Origin of the sequence: Sorangium sp. So ce362, assembly GCF_051519845.1 — a bacterium.
Lineage (GTDB): Bacteria > Myxococcota_A > Polyangia > Polyangiales > Polyangiaceae > Sorangium.
Genome location: NZ_CP150332.1, coordinates 5,396,118 through 5,413,948, shown reverse-complemented (window position 1 = coordinate 5,413,948; position 17,831 = coordinate 5,396,118). Strand labels below are relative to the sequence as shown.

At 72.5% G+C, this 17,831-nt stretch carries 12 protein-coding genes and 1 pseudogene; 7 read left to right on the top strand and 6 right to left on the bottom strand.

The genetic code is table 11. The features are described from left to right. The first annotated feature begins 277 nt into the window (after positions 1-277). Positions 278-3,703 carry a patatin-like phospholipase family protein gene (locus tag WMF17_RS21060; RefSeq protein ID WP_437650901.1) on the top strand — a complete coding sequence of 1,142 codons (3,426 nt, stop codon included), beginning with the start codon at positions 278-280 and terminating at the stop codon, positions 3,701-3,703. 38 nt (positions 3,704-3,741) lie between these two features. On the opposite strand, the gene WMF17_RS21055 is transcribed toward WMF17_RS21060, so the two are convergent. Next, complete coding sequence (locus WMF17_RS21055) at positions 3,742-6,141, bottom strand: heavy metal translocating P-type ATPase (protein ID WP_437650899.1); 2,400 nt, start codon at positions 6,139-6,141, stop codon at positions 3,742-3,744. A gap of 202 nt (positions 6,142-6,343) precedes the next feature. Here WMF17_RS21055 and WMF17_RS21050 point away from each other — a divergent pair, with 202 nt between their 5' ends. Both WMF17_RS21050 and WMF17_RS21045 read left to right on the top strand, forming a co-directional pair. Continuing rightward, on the top strand, positions 6,344-6,979 hold the full coding sequence (locus tag WMF17_RS21050) for a cadmium resistance transporter (RefSeq protein ID WP_437650897.1): 636 nt from the start codon (positions 6,344-6,346) through the stop codon (positions 6,977-6,979). A gap of 276 nt (positions 6,980-7,255) precedes the next feature. Continuing rightward, complete coding sequence (locus WMF17_RS21045; RefSeq protein WP_437650895.1) at positions 7,256-7,576, top strand: hypothetical protein; 321 nt, start codon at positions 7,256-7,258, stop codon at positions 7,574-7,576. A gap of 68 nt (positions 7,577-7,644) precedes the next feature. Here WMF17_RS21045 and WMF17_RS21040 read toward each other — a convergent pair whose 3' ends face one another. Further along, positions 7,645-8,445, bottom strand: coding sequence for a DeoR/GlpR family DNA-binding transcription regulator (locus WMF17_RS21040; protein ID WP_437650893.1), 801 nt, complete (start codon positions 8,443-8,445; stop codon positions 7,645-7,647). A 196-nt stretch (positions 8,446-8,641) separates the two neighbouring features. On the opposite strand from WMF17_RS21040, the gene WMF17_RS21035 reads away from it, so the two are divergent. Then, positions 8,642-9,871, top strand: a complete 1,230-nt coding sequence (locus WMF17_RS21035; protein WP_437650892.1) for an MFS transporter — start codon at positions 8,642-8,644, stop codon at positions 9,869-9,871. A 63-nt stretch (positions 9,872-9,934) separates the two neighbouring features. Here WMF17_RS21035 and WMF17_RS21030 read toward each other — a convergent pair whose 3' ends face one another. After that, positions 9,935-10,555, bottom strand: coding sequence for a class I SAM-dependent methyltransferase (locus tag WMF17_RS21030; RefSeq protein WP_437650890.1), 621 nt, complete (start codon positions 10,553-10,555; stop codon positions 9,935-9,937). Between the two features lie 286 nt (positions 10,556-10,841). On the opposite strand from WMF17_RS21030, the gene WMF17_RS21025 reads away from it, so the two are divergent. Then, entirely contained in the window at positions 10,842-11,369 is a 528-nt protein-coding gene (locus WMF17_RS21025) for a hypothetical protein (RefSeq protein WP_437650888.1), read from the top strand. Between the two features lie 75 nt (positions 11,370-11,444). Here the strand turns inward: WMF17_RS21025 and WMF17_RS21020 are convergent, their stop codons facing one another. Both WMF17_RS21020 and WMF17_RS21015 read right to left on the bottom strand, forming a co-directional pair. Then, positions 11,445-11,603 carry a hypothetical protein gene (locus WMF17_RS21020; protein WP_437603865.1) on the bottom strand — a complete coding sequence of 53 codons (159 nt, stop codon included), beginning with the start codon at positions 11,601-11,603 and terminating at the stop codon, positions 11,445-11,447. A 570-nt stretch (positions 11,604-12,173) separates the two neighbouring features. Then, positions 12,174-12,330: pseudogene (locus WMF17_RS21015) on the bottom strand (helix-turn-helix domain-containing protein); the annotation flags it as partial. A gap of 155 nt (positions 12,331-12,485) precedes the next feature. On the opposite strand from WMF17_RS21015, the gene WMF17_RS21010 reads away from it, so the two are divergent. After that, positions 12,486-13,475 carry a zinc-dependent alcohol dehydrogenase family protein gene (locus WMF17_RS21010; protein WP_437604281.1) on the top strand — a complete coding sequence of 330 codons (990 nt, stop codon included), beginning with the start codon at positions 12,486-12,488 and terminating at the stop codon, positions 13,473-13,475. A 75-nt stretch (positions 13,476-13,550) separates the two neighbouring features. On the opposite strand, the gene WMF17_RS21005 is transcribed toward WMF17_RS21010, so the two are convergent. Beyond that, positions 13,551-15,884 carry a response regulator gene (locus WMF17_RS21005; protein ID WP_437603864.1) on the bottom strand — a complete coding sequence of 778 codons (2,334 nt, stop codon included), beginning with the start codon at positions 15,882-15,884 and terminating at the stop codon, positions 13,551-13,553. Positions 15,885-16,728: 844 nt separating this feature from the next. Here WMF17_RS21005 and WMF17_RS21000 point away from each other — a divergent pair. Continuing rightward, entirely contained in the window at positions 16,729-17,628 is a 900-nt protein-coding gene (locus WMF17_RS21000) for an S-adenosylmethionine decarboxylase (RefSeq protein WP_437603863.1), read from the top strand. Positions 17,629-17,831 lie beyond the last annotated feature (203 nt).

Genomic DNA, 17,831 nt, shown 5'->3' with positions numbered 1-17,831 from the left:
ACGCAGGCGAGCGAGCCCTGATCCATGTCTGCCAGCGCGCCCCCCGCGCTCCTCGCGGCGAGGCCCTCGGTGACGATCCCGGCCCGGTCGGGGGGGACGTCGCGCGCGAGATCGCGTGGTCGTCGATTCGGCCTCGGGCGCGCACGTCCTGCTGAGGAGTCGGGGTGATCGTGATTCGTCTGCATTCGTGTGCCGGCCACCTTCCCGTCGATTCTGTCGCGGTTTCAACCGGTCCGGTGTTCTAGGTGAATGACCCCGGCTCGGATAGGATGGACTGATGAACTCGCGTAGCGAGCCGGACAGATCGTTCATCTTCCCTTCCAGCGAGCCGCTCCCGATCCACGACGAGCACGCCGGGATCGCGCTGGGCAGGAGCGGCCTGCGCGGCGTCTACATGGCCGGCGTCGTCCATGCGTTCGTCGTTTGCGGCTACTACCCGGGCACGGTCGTGGGCACGAGCGCTGGCTGCCTCGCCGGCACCGTGCTCGCGATCGCCGGCGAGGTGAGGTCGCAGGCGGAGCGGCTCGCGCTCGTCTCGGAGCACCTCGACGCGTGGATGAGGAACCCGGGCGAGCACATCCTCACCTGCCTCTCCGAGGGCCCGTTCGGCCGCCTCGCGGGTGATCTCGTGGACATCGACCTTCCGCTCGGGGAGGTCGTCGAGCGCCTCGGCGCGGCGCTCTCCGGCAAGCCGAGCGCCTGGGTGTCGCTCGTGTGCGCGCTGCCGCCCCACCTCCGATCCTGCGTCCTGCGCGCGGCGCTCGAGACCAGCGGCGACGCCGCCGAGGCGCTCTGGCGCGACGGCCAGCTGCTCGCGCTCCTGCGCGGTCAGATCGGCGCGGACCGCGTGACAGAGGATCTCTCGCTGCGCTTCGCCCAGAAGCTCCTCACGGCGTACGGCATGCGCCGCGCGCTCGTGGAAGGGAGCGTGGTGGACACCCACTTCGGCGAGGCCATCGCGCGGCATGCGCCGTCGGGCTGGAAGACCCGCTTCGACCAGCTCGAGAACACCGCGCTCCTCTTCCAGGTCGCGAACCTCTCCTCCCACCGGAGGCGCGACGGCACCCCGCGCCTCGAGCTCATCGGCAAGCGACCCGGCCGGCGCCGCGATTTCTCGGGAGCCAACCTCTTCGCCGCGCTGCGCGCGAGCTGCGCGTTCGCGCCGGTCTTCCCCGGCGTGCACATGAAGGAGCTCTTCGGCGCGATGCCTCCCCACCTGCGCCCCGAGGACCTGCTCATGGACGCCGCGCAGGTGGAGCGGGATCCGCTCTCGCCCGCCGTCACCCACTGGGCCGGGCTGAAGCGCGCTCCGAAGCAGCCTTACCGGCTCTTCGCCGTGTACAGCGATCCGACGGGCGAGGTCTCCCCGCCCGAGGAGACCTCGTTCTTCATGCCCGCGCTCCACAACCTCCTGCTCCGGAGCCGGGTGGACCAGCAGTACATCTCGCGCGTGGTCGAGATGATCACCGACATGATCCAGACCCTCCAGGAGGCCGGCGCGACCGTCCCGCAGCGCGCCTCCGGCGGCGCGTACGTGCCGGTCCGGATCACCGAGATCGCCCCGCGAGCGGCGCTGCCGTTCATCCCGGTCAGCGTGCCCAGGGAACAGGACCTCGCGGAGGCCAGCGCGACGGGGTGCCGGAGCGCGCTCGAGGTGCTCCTCGCCCCGAAGATCGGGGAGCTCTGCAAGGACCGCCCGTCGGCCCCGTGCCGCGAGGTGCTCGACGCAGCGCGCGCAGCGCACCAGGGCGGCACGCGCGACGGCGCGCCGATCGCGGACTACTTCAAGCCGCTGAAGAAGGTCTGCGCCCACTGCCCGGGCCAGCTCTTTCCCCGCCCGCCGCGCGGCGACGCGCGCGGCGTCAACGACTTCGCCCCGTTTCATGAAGAGCAACGGCGAGTCGAGGGCGCGACGGCGCCGCCGGCGCCGCTCACCGTCATCGTGCCCGCGGGCGGCGTGTTCCTCGGCGCCTTCCAGGTCGGCGCGATCGCGGCGCTGAAGGGGTGCGAGATCGAGCCCGATCTCTACGCCGGCGCCTCCGTGGGGACGATCTTCTCCTACCTGCTCCAGGCCTGCCTGAAGCGTCAGGACGGCTCGAGTCAGCGCGATCGCAACACGCTGGCCGAGGTGATCCAGCTCCTCTACACCGTGCCTTCCTGGATCGACGCGGTGGGCGACCCGCCCGCGCCGCCGCCCGCGCGGCGCGCCGCCTCGTGGCTCGCCTCGATCGCCGGCCAGCTCGGCCTCCGGAACGGCGGCGGCCAGGCGCCGCGCGGGCGGGTCGACCGGATCCGCGAGACGATCGCCGAGCGGTGGCGCTCCGAGGCGGTGCGGCCGCTGCGCGAGCTCACGCCCCGCGAGATCGTCGATGTCTTCGCCTCCCCGAGGCTCACGTCGGCCGCGGCGTGGGCGCGCTGGGAGAAGCTGCGGCTCGGCGCCGAGGCGCTCCTCTTCGCCCCCGCGCCGGGCCCGGGGGCCGGCTCGCCCCGCGCGTTCCCCGGCGGTCCGTCGCGCGCGAGCGACTACGAGGCGCTCCGCGGGTTCTTCCTGAGCCTCGCCCGGCTCCGGCTGGACGAGGCGGTGGCGCCGCTCGACGCGATCGCCGCGAGCCTCGGCTGCTTCGAGCCGGATCACCCCGATCGCGGCGAGATCATCGGCTTCGAGAACCTCGAGCGCCACCTCCGCCGCATCGTGTTCGGCGACGGGGACCCCACGCTGCAGCTGCACTCGAGCAGCGAGCGCGTTCGCTACATCTTCAGCGTGACCAACCACACCCGCGGCGTCCCGGAGTCGTTCGGGTACGACGACGAGCTCGATCCGGAGCGGCCGTCGCCGAGGGCGGTGCAGGCGTGCCTCGCGGCCGCGTCGTTCCCGCTCGCGTTCCGCAGGCGGAGCCGCCGCGAGATCTTCGGCCGCGACAGCGTGGGCAGGGCGGACGACCTGTTCGCCGACGGGGGCATCTTCAACAACTTCCCGAGCGACACGGCGTTCTCGTACCTGAGGCGGCTCAGCGCGAAGCCCGAGACCCGGTGGATCGGCGCGGCCGAGCACCGGGTCCTCCTGCTCAGCCTGACGTCGCCCATGTTCCTGCGCGGCAAGGCCGCCGCCGCCCGCTGGCGCGACGAGGAGGGCCTGATCTTCGCGCTCCTGCGCTCCCACGCGATCGGCGAGGACGAGAAGGTGGAGAAGACCCTCATCGCGCAGCAGCACATCAACGCGCTGGCCGAGGCCGCGAACCCGATCCTGCGCAGCGCGGGGCGGCCGCAGGCCATCCTCGCGGACATGGATCTGATCTCGCCGACGTACACGATCTACGAGCACCCCTTCGCGTTCAAGTCGTACCTCGGCTTCGAGGAGCGCAAGCAGGGGGAGATGATCGCGTCGGGCTGCCGCCGCACCCGGATCGCGATGGAGTGGCGGAGCTACCAGGAGCAGCGGCCGGGGCGGCGCGACGAGCACCGGGACGGGTTCATGGAGATGATCCGGAAGGACGAGGAGGACGGGCGGCGCGAGGATCCCCGGCGGAAGAGGGGGCTCTGCGTGTTCCGGCAACAGGCGTCGACCGGGGAGCGGGAGCGACGGCGGTGCCCCTTCTTCGAGGACGCGCGGACGCGCGGGGTGTACGAGCGGTGCTGCGACACCGTCGGCGCGGAGCTCGCGCCGTCCGACTGGAAGCTGCACTGGCGGCTCCGCCAGCGGTAGCAGGCGAGAGGGCGCGCGGGCGCCGCGGGGCCTCCCGGCTAGCCGCGACCGAACGCGCGCAGCCTGAGGGAGTTGGCGAGCACCGACACGCTCGACAGCGACATCGCCGCGCTCGCGAGGACGGGGGAGAGGAGCCACCCGGTCAACGGGTACAGGAGGCCCGCCGCGATGGGGATGCCGAGCACGTTGTAGACGAACGCCCAGAAGAGGTTCTGGCGGATCGTGCGCAGCGTGGCGCGCGCGAGCCCGAGCGCCACCGGCAGGCCGGCGATCCCGCCGCGGAGCAGCGCCACGTCGGCGGACGCGACAGCGATGTCCGCGCCGCTGCCAAGGGCGATCCCGACGTCCGCGCCGGCGAGCGCGGGCGCGTCGTTGATGCCGTCGCCGACCATGGCCACCCGGCGGCCGGCGGCTCGCTGCTCGCGGACGATCCTCGCCTTGTCCTCCGGCCTCACCTCCGCGAACACGACGCGGATGCCGAGCTCCTCGGCGACGGCGCGCGCGGCGCCCGCGCGATCGCCGGTCACCATGGCCACGTCGACGCCGAGCTGCCTCATGGCCGCGACGGCGCGCCGCGCCTCCTCGGTCGGCCGGTCGGCGACCGCCACGAGCCCCGCGAGCCCCTCGTCGATGGCCACGAACGACGGTGTGCGGCCCTGCGCGGCGAGGCGCTCGGCCTCGGCCTCCAGCACGTCTGTGTCGATGCCCGCCCGGCGCAGCCACGCCGCGGTGCCGACCCGCACGAGGCGGCCCGAGACGCGCGCCTCGATGCCGTGGCCGATCTCCGCGCGGAACGCCGAGGCCCGCGGGAGGCCGACGCCGCGGCCGCGCGCGCCCTCGACGATCGCCCGCGCCACCGGGTGCTCGCTCTCGTGCTCCGCGGCCGCCACGAGGCCGAGGAGCTCCGCCTCGCCGAGGCCCGCGTGGGCGACGACGTCCGTGAGCTCGGGTCGCCCCGAGGTGAGCGTCCCGGTCTTGTCGAGCAGCACCGTATCGACGCGGCTCGCCGCCTCGAGCGCCGCGCCGCCCTTGACGAGGACGCCGAGCTCCGCGCCGCGCCCCGTCCCGACGGCCACGGCCGCCGGCGTGGCCAGGCCGAGCGCGCACGGGCAGGCGATCACGAGCACCGCGACGAACCGCTCGATCGCCGTGGCGAGGCCCGCGGCGGTCGGGTCGACCGCGAGCCACACGACGAAGGTGAGCGACGCGACGGAGACGACGATGGGGACGAAGATGCCGCTCACCACGTCGGCGAGGCGGGCGATCGGCGCGCGCGACCCCTGCGCCTGCTCGACGGCCTCGACGATGCGCGCGAGCGCGGTGTCCGCGCCGGTCTTCGTGACGCGGAAGGTGAGGGCGCCGCTCTGGTTGAGCGTCCCGCCGAGCACGGCGGAGCCCGTCGTCTTGTCGACGGGCATGCTCTCGCCGGTGAGCATCGACTCGTCGACCGCCGACGCGCCGCGGACCACCTCTCCGTCGGTCGCGATGCGCTCGCCCGGCCGCGTCAGCACGAGGTCGCCGGGCGCGAGCGCTGCGGCGGGCACCTCGTCCTCGATGTCGCCGCGGATGCGCCGCGCGGTCTTCGGCTGCAGCGCCACGAGCCCGCGCACGGCGTCGGCGAGCCGCTTCCGCGCGCGCGTCTCGAGGAGCTTGCCGATCAGCACGAAGGTGACGATCGCGGCCGCGGCCTCGAAGTAGACGGGCGGCAGGTGGCCGTGCTCGGCGTGCGGGAAGAGGCCGGGCGCCACGACGGCGGCGGTCGAGTAGAGCCAGGCGGCGCCGGTGCCGAGGCTCACGAGGGTGTTCATGTCCGCGGCGCGGTGCCGGAGCGCGCTCGCGGCCAGGCGGAAGAACCGGCGTCCCGGCCCGATGACCACGACCGTCGCGAGGGCGAGCGAGAGCCAGCGCCCGAAGCTGCCTTCGAGCGCCGGGATGGCGCCGTGGGACATGGCCACGACGAGCAGGGGGGCCGTGAACACGGCGGCGATCGCGACGTCGCGCCGGAGCGTCCGCTGCTCCTTCTGCTCGGCCGCGTCCATGGCGGCGGCGCGCTCGGACGCGGCCGGATGAGGGCGCGGCGGCGGGGCGACCGCGGAGCGCACGGTCGCGTCGGGGGCCGCACGGGTGCCGTCGACGGCGGGGGCCTCGGGCACCTCGGGCACCTCGTAGCCTGCCTTCACGATGGCGCGGGCGAGCGCGGCCGGCGTGGTCGCCTGCGCGTCGTAGGCGACCGTCGCTCGCTGGGTCACGAGGTTGACGGTCGCCTCCTGGACGCCGGGCGTCGCGCGCAGCGCCTTCTCCACGCGGCGCACGCACGCCGCGCAGGTCATGCCCTGCACCGGGAGGTCCGTCCGGGCGCTCTGCGTGGCGGGCGCGGCCGTCGCAGCGGGCGCGGCCGTCGCCCTGGGCGGCTCCACGGGCTGAGGAATCGTCGCCATGGTCTCTCCATTACACGAGCGCGCGGCTCGTCGCCCGTCGCCCTGCACAGGCGCGGTCCGCTCCGGTGGCCACGAGGGTCTACCCCGGAGCGACCGACGGCGCTCCCGCAGGCGCAGGCCGAGGCGGCGCCGACCCTGACCGCGGTCGCGCCCACGTCGAGCGGTCGCGGGCAGCGGGAGGTGCTACGTCCGCGGGCGCGTCATGGAGCAGATCCTTCCGGCTCTCGGGGTGAGCGTGGTCGTTTTTATCTCCACGAACATCGATGACCTCCTCCTGATCTCGGCCTTCTTCGCGGATCCTGGCTTCACCCCGCGCCAGGTCGTCGCCGGTCAGCTCCTCGGCATGGGGGCGCTCGTGATGGCCAGCGTCGCGTGCGCGCTGCTCGCCGTCCGCGTGCCGGACGGGTGGATCGGCCTGCTCGGCCTGGTGCCCATCGCGCTCGGCGTGCGGGGCCTCTGGGCGCTCCGGCGCGGCACCGGCCCCGCGAAAGCGGACGACGCCGGGGACGACGACGCCGAGGAGCCGCGCGGCGGCGCGGCGCGCTTCAAGGCGCTCGCCGTGGCGAGCGTGACCGTCGCGAACGGCGGCGACAACCTCGGCGTCTACATCCCGCTGTTCTCCAGCACCCCCGGGCACGTCCCGCTCCACGCGGCCGTGTTCGCGGTCCTGACCGGCGCCTTCTGCGCGCTCGGCCACCACCTCGTCCACCACCCGATCCTGGGCAGCCGCATCCGGCGCCACGGTCGCGCGGCGCTGCCGTTCGTCTTGATCGGCGTGGGGCTCTGGATCCTGTCCGACGCCATCGCGCTCGCCCGTCCAGCGAGCGCGGGGCGGTGACCGGCCGACTGGCGCGGGCGCTCGCTGCCTTCTCCAGCCAGCACGTGCCGCCTGCTGCAGCCAGCGACCCGGGCGCAGGAGGGGCTCGGTCGCCGGGCGCGGCGACCGGCGGACGCGGCTGCGGATCGGGATTGCTACCAGTTGCTGACAGCCAACAAGAGTCGCTCACAAGCCGGTGTGAGGCGCACACATGTGCGCCTGAACTGGAGGACGGCGGATGCTTCGCTCACGGAACTACGCTGCCGGGTTGAGCTGCTTCTGCTTGCTCGCGGTCGGGTGCGGTGCTCCTCCGGACCGGGCAGGGCAGGCACCTGGCCGAGCGCTTGCGCCGACAACTCGCTGATCGACGACTGCGGCGTGGCCCTGAGCGCGAAGACCTTCGAGCGGATCTGCGGGCAGTCGCCCACGTGCAGGCTCACCCTGCTCGGCCGCTGGGATGCGGTCTGCACCCGGGACCGCGCGGGCGCGCCGACCTGCCGCGCCTCCGGGAGCGGGGTTTACCCGGAGTCGATCGCGTCGAGCCTGGAGCCCCTCGTCGCGCTCTCCTCGGGGGGCCTGACGTGCGATGTCCTGGGGCTGCTCCCTGGGTTGCTGTAGGGCGATGGCAGGGGGTCGGGCTTTCCCGGAAAGCGCTCACGTGACGAGTTGCACCTCTGCGAGAGTGGCTAAGCCGGATCCGCCTCGAGCGCCTGTGTGATCGTGACTCCCGCTTCCCGGTAGGGCGCGAGCGCCTCCCTCGACACCCCGCGCTCGGTGAAGAGCCACGTGAGCTCGTCCAGCGGGGCGACGACGTAAGGCGACACCGTGCCTAGCTTGTCCGCGGTGGCCAGCGCGATCACCTCGGCCGAGGCCTCGACCATCGCCCGCTTCACGTACGACTCGTCCAGGTCCACCGTGGTGATGCCGAACGTCGGATCCAGCGTGCACACGCCGAGATAGCAGAGGTCCGCCCGGATCTGGCGCACGCCCGCGATGGTCACCGCGTCGGCCGCGGCCAGCGGATCCTTGCGCATGCGCCCGCCGAGCAGCACCACCTCCACGCGCGGGTGCTCGGACAGCGCGATCGCGACAGGGGGGCTGTTGGTCACGATCGTCGCCTCGAGATCGCGCGGGAGGTGGCGCGCGACAGCCACGTTGGTGGTGCCGCTGTCGATGAACACGACCTGACCCTTCTTGATCAACGTGGCCGCCGCCCGCGCGAGCTCTTCCTTCACGCGGGGCTGCTGCCGCTCGCGCGCAGGGAAGCTCGGGCTCACCCGGGCGAGCGGCAGGCCGCCGCCGTGCACCCGCTGCAGCAGCCCCTCGTTCGCCATCTCGCGCAGATCGCGCCGGACCGTGTCCTCCGAGACGCCGAAGGCGCGGCTCAGCTCGGCCGCCACAACCTTTCCGTCGCGTTCCAGTGTCGCAAGAATATGCCGCCGCCGCTCGGCGACCATGAGGCCGGAGGTGTCTGCGCTATTTTGCACGTTTGTTCCTGTTTGTGCAGGTAATTACTTGATTCGGCCGCGTGCGGCTGCATGATTCTTCCTTGATGTTCACGATAATGCACGAAGATTCGGGGAGGCTCCCTGCCTTTCCTGCCTTCCATACCGTCCGCTGGACGGTTCTCCCCGGTCCGCCCGGCACCGGCGCCTCGTCCGGCTCGGCGCGGGGGGTGCCGTGATGCGCGCGCCTCCGGCGCCCGTCGACGACGTCGCGCGCGCCCGGCGTGCCGTCTCGGTCATGTTCGTGGCGAACGGCATCGCCTTCGCGTCGTGGGCTGCGCGCGTCCCCGCGGTCCGCGAGCGGCTCGGGCTGAGCGACGGCGCGCTCGGCCTCGCCCTGCTGGGCATCGCCTGCGGCGCGATCCTCGCCTTCCGCGCTGCCGGGCCGCTCATCGCCCGCTTCGGGAGCCGGGGCGTCACCCGCGTCTCGGCCGTGCTCCTCTGCGCGGCGCTGCCCGTGCCCGCGCTCGCGCCCTCCTTCGCCGCGCTCGTCGCCGCGCTCCTGCTGCTCGGCGTGAGCAACGGCCTCATGGACGTCGCCATGAACGCGCAGGCCGTCGAGGTCGAGCGGCGCCACGGCCGGCCGATCCTCGCCTCGTTCCACGGCATGTTCAGCCTCGGCGGCCTGATCGGCGCGGCCCTCGGCGCGCTCGCGGCCGACCGGGCGCTGTCGCCCGCGGCGCACCTCCTCGCCGTCGCCGCCGTCCTCGCCGCGGCGGTCACCGCCGAGGGCGGGGCGCTCTCGGCCGATGCGCGCCCCGAGGCCCCGGCCGCGGCGGCCGCGGGCGCCCCCGGGGAGGGTCGCTCGACCCGGCTCGTCCTGCTCGGCCTCATCGCGTTCTGCTCCTCCATCGGCGAGGGCGCGATGGCCAACTGGTCGGCCGTCTACCTCCGCGACGAGCTCCACACCACCGCGGCCGTGGCGGCGACCGGCTACGCCGTGTTCTCGCTGGCGATGCTCCTCGGGCGGTTCTCCGGGGACGGGCTGACGCAGCGCTTCGGCGCCGCGCGGCTCGTGCGCGCGGCCGGGCTCCTTGTCGCGGGCGGGCTGGGCGCGGCGCTGATCGCCAACGTGCCCGCCGCCATGTTGCTGGGCTTCGCGTGCGTGGGCGCCGGCCTGTCCATCGTTGTGCCGCTTGTCTTCCGCGCGGGGGCGAGCGCCCCAGGCGTCGCACCTGGAAGGGCGCTGGCGACGCTCGCCACCATGTCCTACGGCGGCTTCCTCGTCGGGCCGCCGGTCATCGGCCTCATCGCCGACCACCTCACCCTGCGCGGCGGGCTCGTCCTGGTCGTGGCGCTGGTCCTCGTGATCGTCGTCCTGGCCCCGGCGGTGGCTCGCGGATCCGCCGCCGGCGCGCCTGCCGCGCGCCCGCCCGCGGCGCGCCCGCACGCGATCAGGGCGCACTGACCGCCGGCGCCGTTGCCGTGGAGCCGGCGTGCCGGGCCGCGGCTCGACGATACCGCCGCTCTCTCAGCGCTTGCGCCACACCGACGCCAGCCACGGCTGCTGCTCGCGCGGCCGGCCTGCCGGACGGTAGTAGTGCTCGATCTCCTCGAACCCGGCGGCGGTCACGTGCTCGCGCCACCGCTCGAGCGACCAGTAGGAGCCGTACCGATCGCCGGACCACCCCTCTCGATCGTCGCCGCGCGGGTTCGAGCTGAAGAGGACGCCGCGCGGGCGCAGCGCCGCGTGGAGCTCGCGGAGCACGCGCGGCAGCTCGCGGCCCGGCACGTGGAACAGCGACGCGTTGGCGAAGACCCCATCGAAGCGCTCGGCCCCGAGATCGAGGTGCAGGAAGTCCTGGTGGAGCACCTCGCACCCGGCGTGCCGCCGCGCCATCTCGACGAACGGCGCCGACCCGTCGAGCCCGATCGGGAGGTGCCCCGCCGCGCGGAAGGCCGCGAGATCGCGCCCGGGGCCGCAGCCGAGATCGAGGATCGTGAACGGGCCCGCCCCCTCCAGCGCCGCGATCAGCGCGGCGCGGTTCTGCGAGACGTCGTGGTCGCGCGTGCCCTCCCAGAACGACAGGGCGTGATCCTCGTAGTGAGCCAGGGTCCTCGCGGTGAGCCGGGAGCTGTCGTCGTCGCGCATGGCGGCAGTGTGGGCCGGAAACGCCCGGCCGAAAAGGACCCGGAGGCGCTCGCGGCGCGGCGCGGTGGGGCCACCGCCCGGCCCGCCTGCGCGCGCTCCCTCACGCGGCGTCGAGCGAGGTAGGGCGGGAAGTGCTGCGCCTGGACCTCCGCCGGGATCTGCGTGAAGTCGCGGGGCGGGTCGATGCATGGATGACTTGTCGATGTGCCCGGGATCGCGCCTCGCGACGCTCACGGCCTCCTCCGGGGGCACGCGCGCCGCCGAGCCGTGCTAGAAGGCGGCGCACATGAGCAGGCTCTCCGAGCGCGCGTTTGCCGAGATGGTCGAGGCGGGGTGTCCCTCGTGCGGGGGACGACAGCTCGACCTGCGCTCCTACGTGGACGGGCTCGTGCCGCTCATGGAGGGCGAGCCCGTCGGCCCGGTCAAGTGGGTCTACAAGGGCGAGATGTTCGTCGACGGGCTGTACGAGATCGCGTGCGGCGCGTGCCAGCACCTCCTGTTCAAGGACGATCGCTGCCCGCGGTGCCACGACGAAGGCGGCCTCGCGCGCGGGCTCACGACGACCAACGCGTACGCGGCGCCGGAGCGGTGCCCGCGGTGCGAGCACATCGAGGTGCGCTTCATCGCGTTCGTGCCAGCGCGCGTGAAGTACGAAGGAAAGCGCGCGAACAAGGCGCAGACGAGCGTCGAGCTGCACGACCCCGGGTTCCACGGCTACCGCGTCGACTGCAAGGATTGCGGCAAGATCGCCGAACGCGCGGACGCGTGCCCGATCTGCGAGAGCCCGGCGCCGATCCGGGCGCGCTTCAGCTGACCGAGCGGCCATGAGAGGCCGCCGCCGGCGTAGGCCGCCGAGGCCCGGCGATAGAGCGGGCGGGCCGAGCGCCCGTCAGTTCTTGACGAGCCCGTTGAAGAGGCCGATGCACATCTCGTCGAGCGAGCTCTCGCCGAGGACGATATCCCTCGGAGCGGTGAGGTGCTCCTCTTGGAGCGCCCTCCTCACGAAGGGATTGTCCATCGTGTTGTCGTAGAGGCAACGCGCGCTCATGATATCGCCGGTCTTCAGGACAGGGAGCTCCTCGATCGGCGCAGATCCGGCTCGAGACCTGCTTCACGTCGGCGTAGTCGGTCAGGCCAAAGGGCGCGATCTCGCCGGGCGAGTGGCAGCCCTGACAGCGCTTCTGCAGGATGGGCGCCACGTCCTTGTGGAACGTCGGTCCCGCCTCGGGGGCCTCGACCCGAGGATTCGTGCCCTCCGGCTCGCTGGTGCAGCCCATGACGGGGGAAAGCGCGGCGAGAACGATAATCCAAGGCCTATTGATCATGGTCATTATCTCCTCTTCTTCCACGCGTCATGATTTCTCTCGGGTTCGCCGTCAACAAGGAATGCCTTGATCGCGCCGTACGGTCCTGCCTGGGCACTCCCGTGCGGCCGAGGCCGGGGCGCTGGCCGCGCCTGACCGAGGCCCGGTGTGCGCAATGCGCTCCTTCACCACCTGGAGCGCAGGCGAGATGCCCGTCATGCAAAGCGCGAGAACGTCGCGTCGAGCAGCGCGCGCAGCCGAGCCAGCCCCCGCAGGTCATGGTGATAGCCGATCCAGACGTCGCGCTCGGGCGGCTCGGTCAGCACGAAGCCGTCGCTCGTGCGCTGGAAGAGGGGGTGTCCAACAGCCTCCCCGAGCGCGCGGAGGCGTCGTCCCATGGTCGGATGGCTCTGGCCGAGCTGCCGCGCCGCCCAGCGTCCCGGCCCGCGCGACCGCAAGAAAGATCCTGATGTCGCTCTACTCCATGACCCTGCTGCACGATATATTCCTGTACGGCGCACGTGCAAGATCGTCCGTTTTCGTTCACTTCCGCTCGATCCATCCTGCAGGCGTCAGCTCCACCCACCGCGAGGAACATCGTCATGACGACCGTGAACACCTCCTTGATGCAGGCGCTCGTTCTGGAGAGCTTCGGCTCCCCCTTCCAGCGGACCGACATCGCCCGCCCCGTTGCTGGCAAGGGCCAGGTGCTTGTGCGGATCAAGGCGAGCGGGGTCAATCCGCTCGATCTCAAGATCCGCGCCGGACAGGCGGCGCACGCGAGGATGCCGCTGCCGGCCGTGCTGGGCATCGATCTCGCCGGGGTCGTCGAGGCGGTGGGGCCGGATGTCGACCGTTTCAAGCCGGGTGATGAGGTCTACGGGATGACAGGCGGTGTCGGCGGGCTGCAGGGCTCCCTCGCCGATTTCGCCGCGGTGGACGCCGACCTCCTGGCGATCAAGCCGGCCAACCTGACCTGGCGCGAAGCCGCCGCGCTTCCGCTGGTGTTCATCACCGCCTGGGAAGGCCTTGTGGATCGGGCCCATGTCCGCGCCGGCCAGAAGGTGCTCATTCATGGCGGGGCTGGCGGCGTCGGCCACGTCGCCGTCCAGCTCGCCCGAGCGCGCGGAGCGGAGGTGTTCGCGACAGGCTCCGCGGACAGGACAGCGCTCATCTCGAAGCTCGGTGCGACGGCGATCGACCACGCCAAGAGCTCGGTGGAGGATTACGTCGCTGCCCACACGGACGGTGAAGGCTTTGACATCGTCTACGACACGGTGGGCGGCGCCGTCCTGGATGCCTCATTCCATGCGGTGCGCCCCTATCATGGTCACGTCGTCAGCTGCCTGGGATGGGGAGCCCATTCGCTCGCGCCGCTGTCGTTCCGCGGCGCGACCTACTCGGGCGTCTTCACGCTGATGCCGCTGCTGACCGGGAAGGGGCGGGCCCATCACGGCGACATCCTGCGTCAGGCGACCGGGCTCGCCGAGGCCGGCGCGCTGAGGCCGCGGCTGGATCCGCGGCGCTTCACCCTGGAGACCGCGAGCGATGCCCATGAGGCGATCGCGGCGCGCACCGCCGCCGGCAGGATCGTGATCGAGATCGCAGCAGGATGATGGGAACCAGGCGGCCGGGCGGCCCGGCAACACGTGCGGTACACCCGGCAACGAGCTTCTCTGTGCGCCGAGGCGCTAGGCCTCGGCGCGGTGGAGCTCCTGCACGAGCGCGGCGAGCCCCGGCGGCGACGAGGTGAAGTGGATGCGCACCACGTCCTCGGCGCGCGGGTCGAGCTCGATCACCTTCGCGTGCAGCTCGCCGCCGAGCTGCTCCGCGAGCGCCACGGACGGGTGGAGCTGGAGGTTGGTGAACGGCGCAGGGCGGGGGTGCAAGCGCAGCACCGCCCCGAACGGGGAGAGCCCGAGGATGAAGGCGGACTGCGGCTCGCCCTCCACCCGCTTGCCCGCGAGGCGCGCGCACACGACCGGCAGCGGCGACGAGAGCGCGAGGATCTCGACGCGCCGCTCGGGCAGGTAGAGCCGCTCGGGGTTGTCGAGGCCCAGCACCTCGTGGACCAGCACGCGGTGCGAGAACCCCTTGACGGCCAGCGCGTGGCTCTGACCGAGCAGGATGCCGGCGCCGGCGGCGCGGCGCGTGGTGTCCGCGATGAGGATCTGACGGCCCACCGTGCACGACTCGATGCGGGACGTCAGGTTGACCTGCGAGCCGACCACCCCGTATTTCGTGCGCGCCTCGGAGCCGATGTTGCCGACGATCACCGGGCCGGTGTTGAGCGCGACGCCCATCTGGAGCGTCGGCAGGCCCTCCGCGCTGTTCTTCTCGTTCACCACGTCCATCGCGATCTGCATCTCGAGCGCGCACGCGACCGCCCGGCGGGTGTCGTCGCCCGTGGCGAACGGCGCGCCGAAGAGCGCGAGGATCGCGTCGCCGATGAACTCGATGATGGTGCCGCCGCGCGAGACGATGATGCGCGCCATCTCGCCGAGGTAGCCGTTCAAGAGGCGCATGACGACCTCGGGCGGCATGTTCTCGGTCATCGTGGTGAAGCTGCGCAGGTCGGTCATCATGATGGTGACCACGCGCTCCTCGCCGCCGAGGAGCTGGGCCTCGGGCGAGGAGAGCAGGCGGTTCACCACGTCCTCGCTCAGGTAGCGGCCGAACGTCTTGCGGATGAACTCGCTCTTGACCGACAGCTCCCCGGCGAGCTGCGAGAGCTGCTCGCGCGATCGCTTCAGCGTGAGCTGCGTGTCGAGGCGCCCGAGCAGGATGTCGAAGTCGATGGGCTTCGTCACGTGGTCGTTGGCGCCGAGCTTGAGCGACTCGACGACGTCCTCGCTCGCGCCCCGCGTGGTCACCATGATCACGGGCAGCTCCGCCTGCGACCGGCTCTGGCGCAGCGCGGAGAGCACGCCGAGGCCGCTGATGCCGGGCATGTTCACGTCGAGCAGCACGGCGTCGAACCGCTCGCGCGCGGCGAGCCCGAGCGCGCGGGGGCCGTCCTCGGCGGCGACCGCGCGGAAGCCGTTGTTCTGCAGCACGCGGCAGAGCACGTCGCGGTTGCCGCGGCTGTCGTCGACCACGAGGATCGCGCCGCGCCCGCCGCCCTCGATCTCGGCCTGGAGCGCGGGCTCCTCGCGCGGGGCGGCGACGTTGAGGTTCACGCTCGAGGGCGCGTCCTCATCGCCGTTCTCCATCGCCTGCACGATGCCGAGCAGCTTGCGCGAGGCGAGCTCGATGTTGCGGATGTCCTCGATGTGCTGCGGCGCGACCTTGCCCTGCAGCGACGCCACGAGCAGGCGCGTGTAGCCGAGGATCTGGTTGATGGGCGTGTACGGGTCGTGCCCCCCGCCGTGCGGCTCGTGGAGCCGCTGCGGCTCGCGCCCCGCCGACGGGCGGGCCGACGGCTGGTGCGCCGAGGGCGGGCCGACGGGCGAGGCGCGCCTGCCCGGCGCCGAGGCCGGCGCGTGGCCGCGGCCCGCGTCGTCGTGGCGCGACATCTCCGGCGCCCGCGAGCTCGGCGGCTCGGTCGCGGGCATCGCGAGCGGCCCCTCCGGCGGGTCCCATCGATCGAACGGATCCTGCAGCGCCTGGCCGCCGCGCGCCGCGCCCGCGCCGCCCGCGCCGCCCGCGCCGCCCGCGCCGCCCGCGCCGCCCGCGCCGATCGACCGCTCGCGCCAGCGCGCGTCCTGCGCGGGGTGGCTGCCGTGCAGCGCGTTCGAGGCGCTCGGCCGCTCTCGCCGCACGCGCGCGTCGGTCGGGAAGTGGCTGCCGCGCGCCGCGGGCGGCGCGGCCTGCGGGGGAGGGAGGGTGCTGCCGCCGCGGTTCGATGCCGGCCCCGGCGGCAGGCCGCTGCTGTTGTTGTTGCGCGCCGGGTGCGGCGCCGGAGGCACGTAGCTGCCGATGGTGTTGCCGCGCGCCGGGATCGTCTCCGGCGGGGTCCCTCGCGACGACACGGGGCTGACCGGTGCCTTCTTGTGCGCGTCCTTGTCGGAGGGGGATCGGGTCATGGCTCCAGCGATTCTACGCGTGCGCGCGTCGGGGCAACGATGGATGACACCTGGGCTTCAATTTTTATCGCACCCCGCCACCTGATCCACAACAGGTGGATTTCCTCCGCCGGCGCAACGCGCGCCCCCGAGGGCGTCCGGGCCGTCCTCGTGGACTCTTTCAGTGTGCCGGCATCCCGAAAGCGAGAGAGGTTCTGGCTCGCTTCCGGGGCCAACCCGCCTGTCGCAGCGCGTGATCCCCGGGGGGAGCGCGCGCGCCGCGCCGCGCTGGGGAGCGGGGAAACGGCCTCGGGGCGCCGCAAAGGGGGCTTCGAGCGCCCCGCGCGCGGCGCGCAAGACAGGCCCGCCTTGGACGCCGAGCGTCCCATCGATATCGTCCAGTTCCACGACTCCTGCGCTGCCTGACCGACATGCGCGCCGCCGGTCGCGTGGTCCGGAAGCGACTCGGCGCGTGGGCTGGAAGCCAGTCATCACGCCGCCTGGAAGCGAAATGAAAGACTTTTTTTGAAGTCAAGCGTCTCCTGCCTTCCCGCGGGCCTCGCCGCCCCCGCTGCGCAGCGGGGGCGGCGACCGTTCCAAGAGGGGGAGCCCGGCGGCGGGCGAGCGCTGCCGTATCGTGCGCCGTCCCGGCGAGCTCATCGTGCACGGCGAGGTGAGCCGATGGGCGAAGCGGCGGCGGATCGCGGGCCATGGCCGCACGACAGCCATGCTTGTATCCAGCTTCCCCACCTGATCATCGGATGGCGCACACGAATGTGCGGATGAAAGGCAGCTCGCGAAATTTCTCCGCTCGCGCCTGCTCCGCGTGGAGTAGCATCGCTCAACTCATCGACGAAGGGGCAACATGGATAAGGCACGCAAGAACCTCACCCATTTCACGATGGATGGCTTCCACGGCTTCCGCAGCCGTTTTGACGATGTGAAGCTGGCGCAGGAGCTCCTGGAGGAGGTGCCCGGCGTGCTTCGGCTGAAGCCGGTGATGCCTCCGTTCATCCTCCCGTACTACAACGGCGTCGTGGCCGAGGACTGCGGCATCAGCGCCTTCGTGCTGCTGCTCGGCGGCCACCTCACCATCCACACCTTCAGCTTCCGCGAGTGCTTCTTCGCGGATCTCGTGTACCCGGGGGCGTTCGATCCCCAGCGCGTTCAGCTGATGCTCCAGACGACGCTCCCCTGCCGCAGCGTGTTCACGCAGACGGTCGATCGCGGCGACGGCGGCGATCTCCAGGAGCGCAGGGGGCACGAGGTGGTGAGCCCCGATGCCGATTTCGGCCCCCACCTCTTCCTGCAGTTCAGCCCGTACCGCGGGCCCACCTCGCTCGACACGCTCTTCGACATCTTCGATAGCCTGCCGTCGAAGATCGGGATGACCCCGATCATGCGCCCCTTCGTGGTGAAGACGGCGACGCGCGATGGGGCCCCGGTGATCAGCGCGATGGTGATGATCGCGGAGTCGCACATCACGCTGCACATCTTCCCCGACAGCGAAGAGGCGTTCTTCGATCTGTTCAGCTGCAAGTTCTTCGATGTGGCGTCGGTCGTGCAGGTGCTGGCGGAGCAGTTCGGCGGCAACCTGACCGAGCAGGTGCTCGTCCCGCGCGGCCAGCGCTACCTGCAGCTCAGGACCGAGCGCCCGCAGGTGATGAGCCACGTGAACCAGTGGCTCGCCGCCTCGCACCCCGGCGTCTACGAGCGGATGCCGGGCGACGGGGGCCCGCTCGGGCCGAAGCCCTCCAAGGGTTGAGCTCGAGAGCGCGCGGCGCGCCGCTCGCCGATCCCGGCTATCTCGTCCTCGCCCGTTCGCATTCTGTCGCTGGGCGTCTCTGCGTCTCTCCCCATCCTCGCGTTCAACGCTGATCTTCACGGCCGCCTCCGCTCCCAGGGCGAGGGGCGACCCGCCGTGTGGCACGACCCGCCTCTCGCTCCGTCAGGCCACCGGTGCGGCGC

Coding starts and splice junctions, on each gene's coding strand:
- WMF17_RS21060 (WP_437650901.1), top strand. CDS start 278: ATGAACTCGCGTAGCGAGCCGGACAGATCGTTCATCTTCCCTTCCAGC.
- WMF17_RS21055 (WP_437650899.1), bottom strand. CDS start 6,141: ATGGCGACGATTCCTCAGCCCGTGGAGCCGCCCAGGGCGACGGCCGCG.
- WMF17_RS21050 (WP_437650897.1), top strand. CDS start 6,344: ATGGAGCAGATCCTTCCGGCTCTCGGGGTGAGCGTGGTCGTTTTTATC.
- WMF17_RS21035 (WP_437650892.1), top strand. CDS start 8,642: ATGCGCGCGCCTCCGGCGCCCGTCGACGACGTCGCGCGCGCCCGGCGT.
- WMF17_RS21030 (WP_437650890.1), bottom strand. CDS start 10,555: ATGCGCGACGACGACAGCTCCCGGCTCACCGCGAGGACCCTGGCTCAC.
- WMF17_RS21025 (WP_437650888.1), top strand. CDS start 10,842: ATGAGCAGGCTCTCCGAGCGCGCGTTTGCCGAGATGGTCGAGGCGGGG.
- WMF17_RS21020 (WP_437603865.1), bottom strand. CDS start 11,603: ATGAGCGCGCGTTGCCTCTACGACAACACGATGGACAATCCCTTCGTG.
- WMF17_RS21010 (WP_437604281.1), top strand. CDS start 12,486: ATGCAGGCGCTCGTTCTGGAGAGCTTCGGCTCCCCCTTCCAGCGGACC.
- WMF17_RS21005 (WP_437603864.1), bottom strand. CDS start 15,884: ATGACCCGATCCCCCTCCGACAAGGACGCGCACAAGAAGGCACCGGTC.
- WMF17_RS21000 (WP_437603863.1), top strand. CDS start 16,729: ATGGATAAGGCACGCAAGAACCTCACCCATTTCACGATGGATGGCTTC.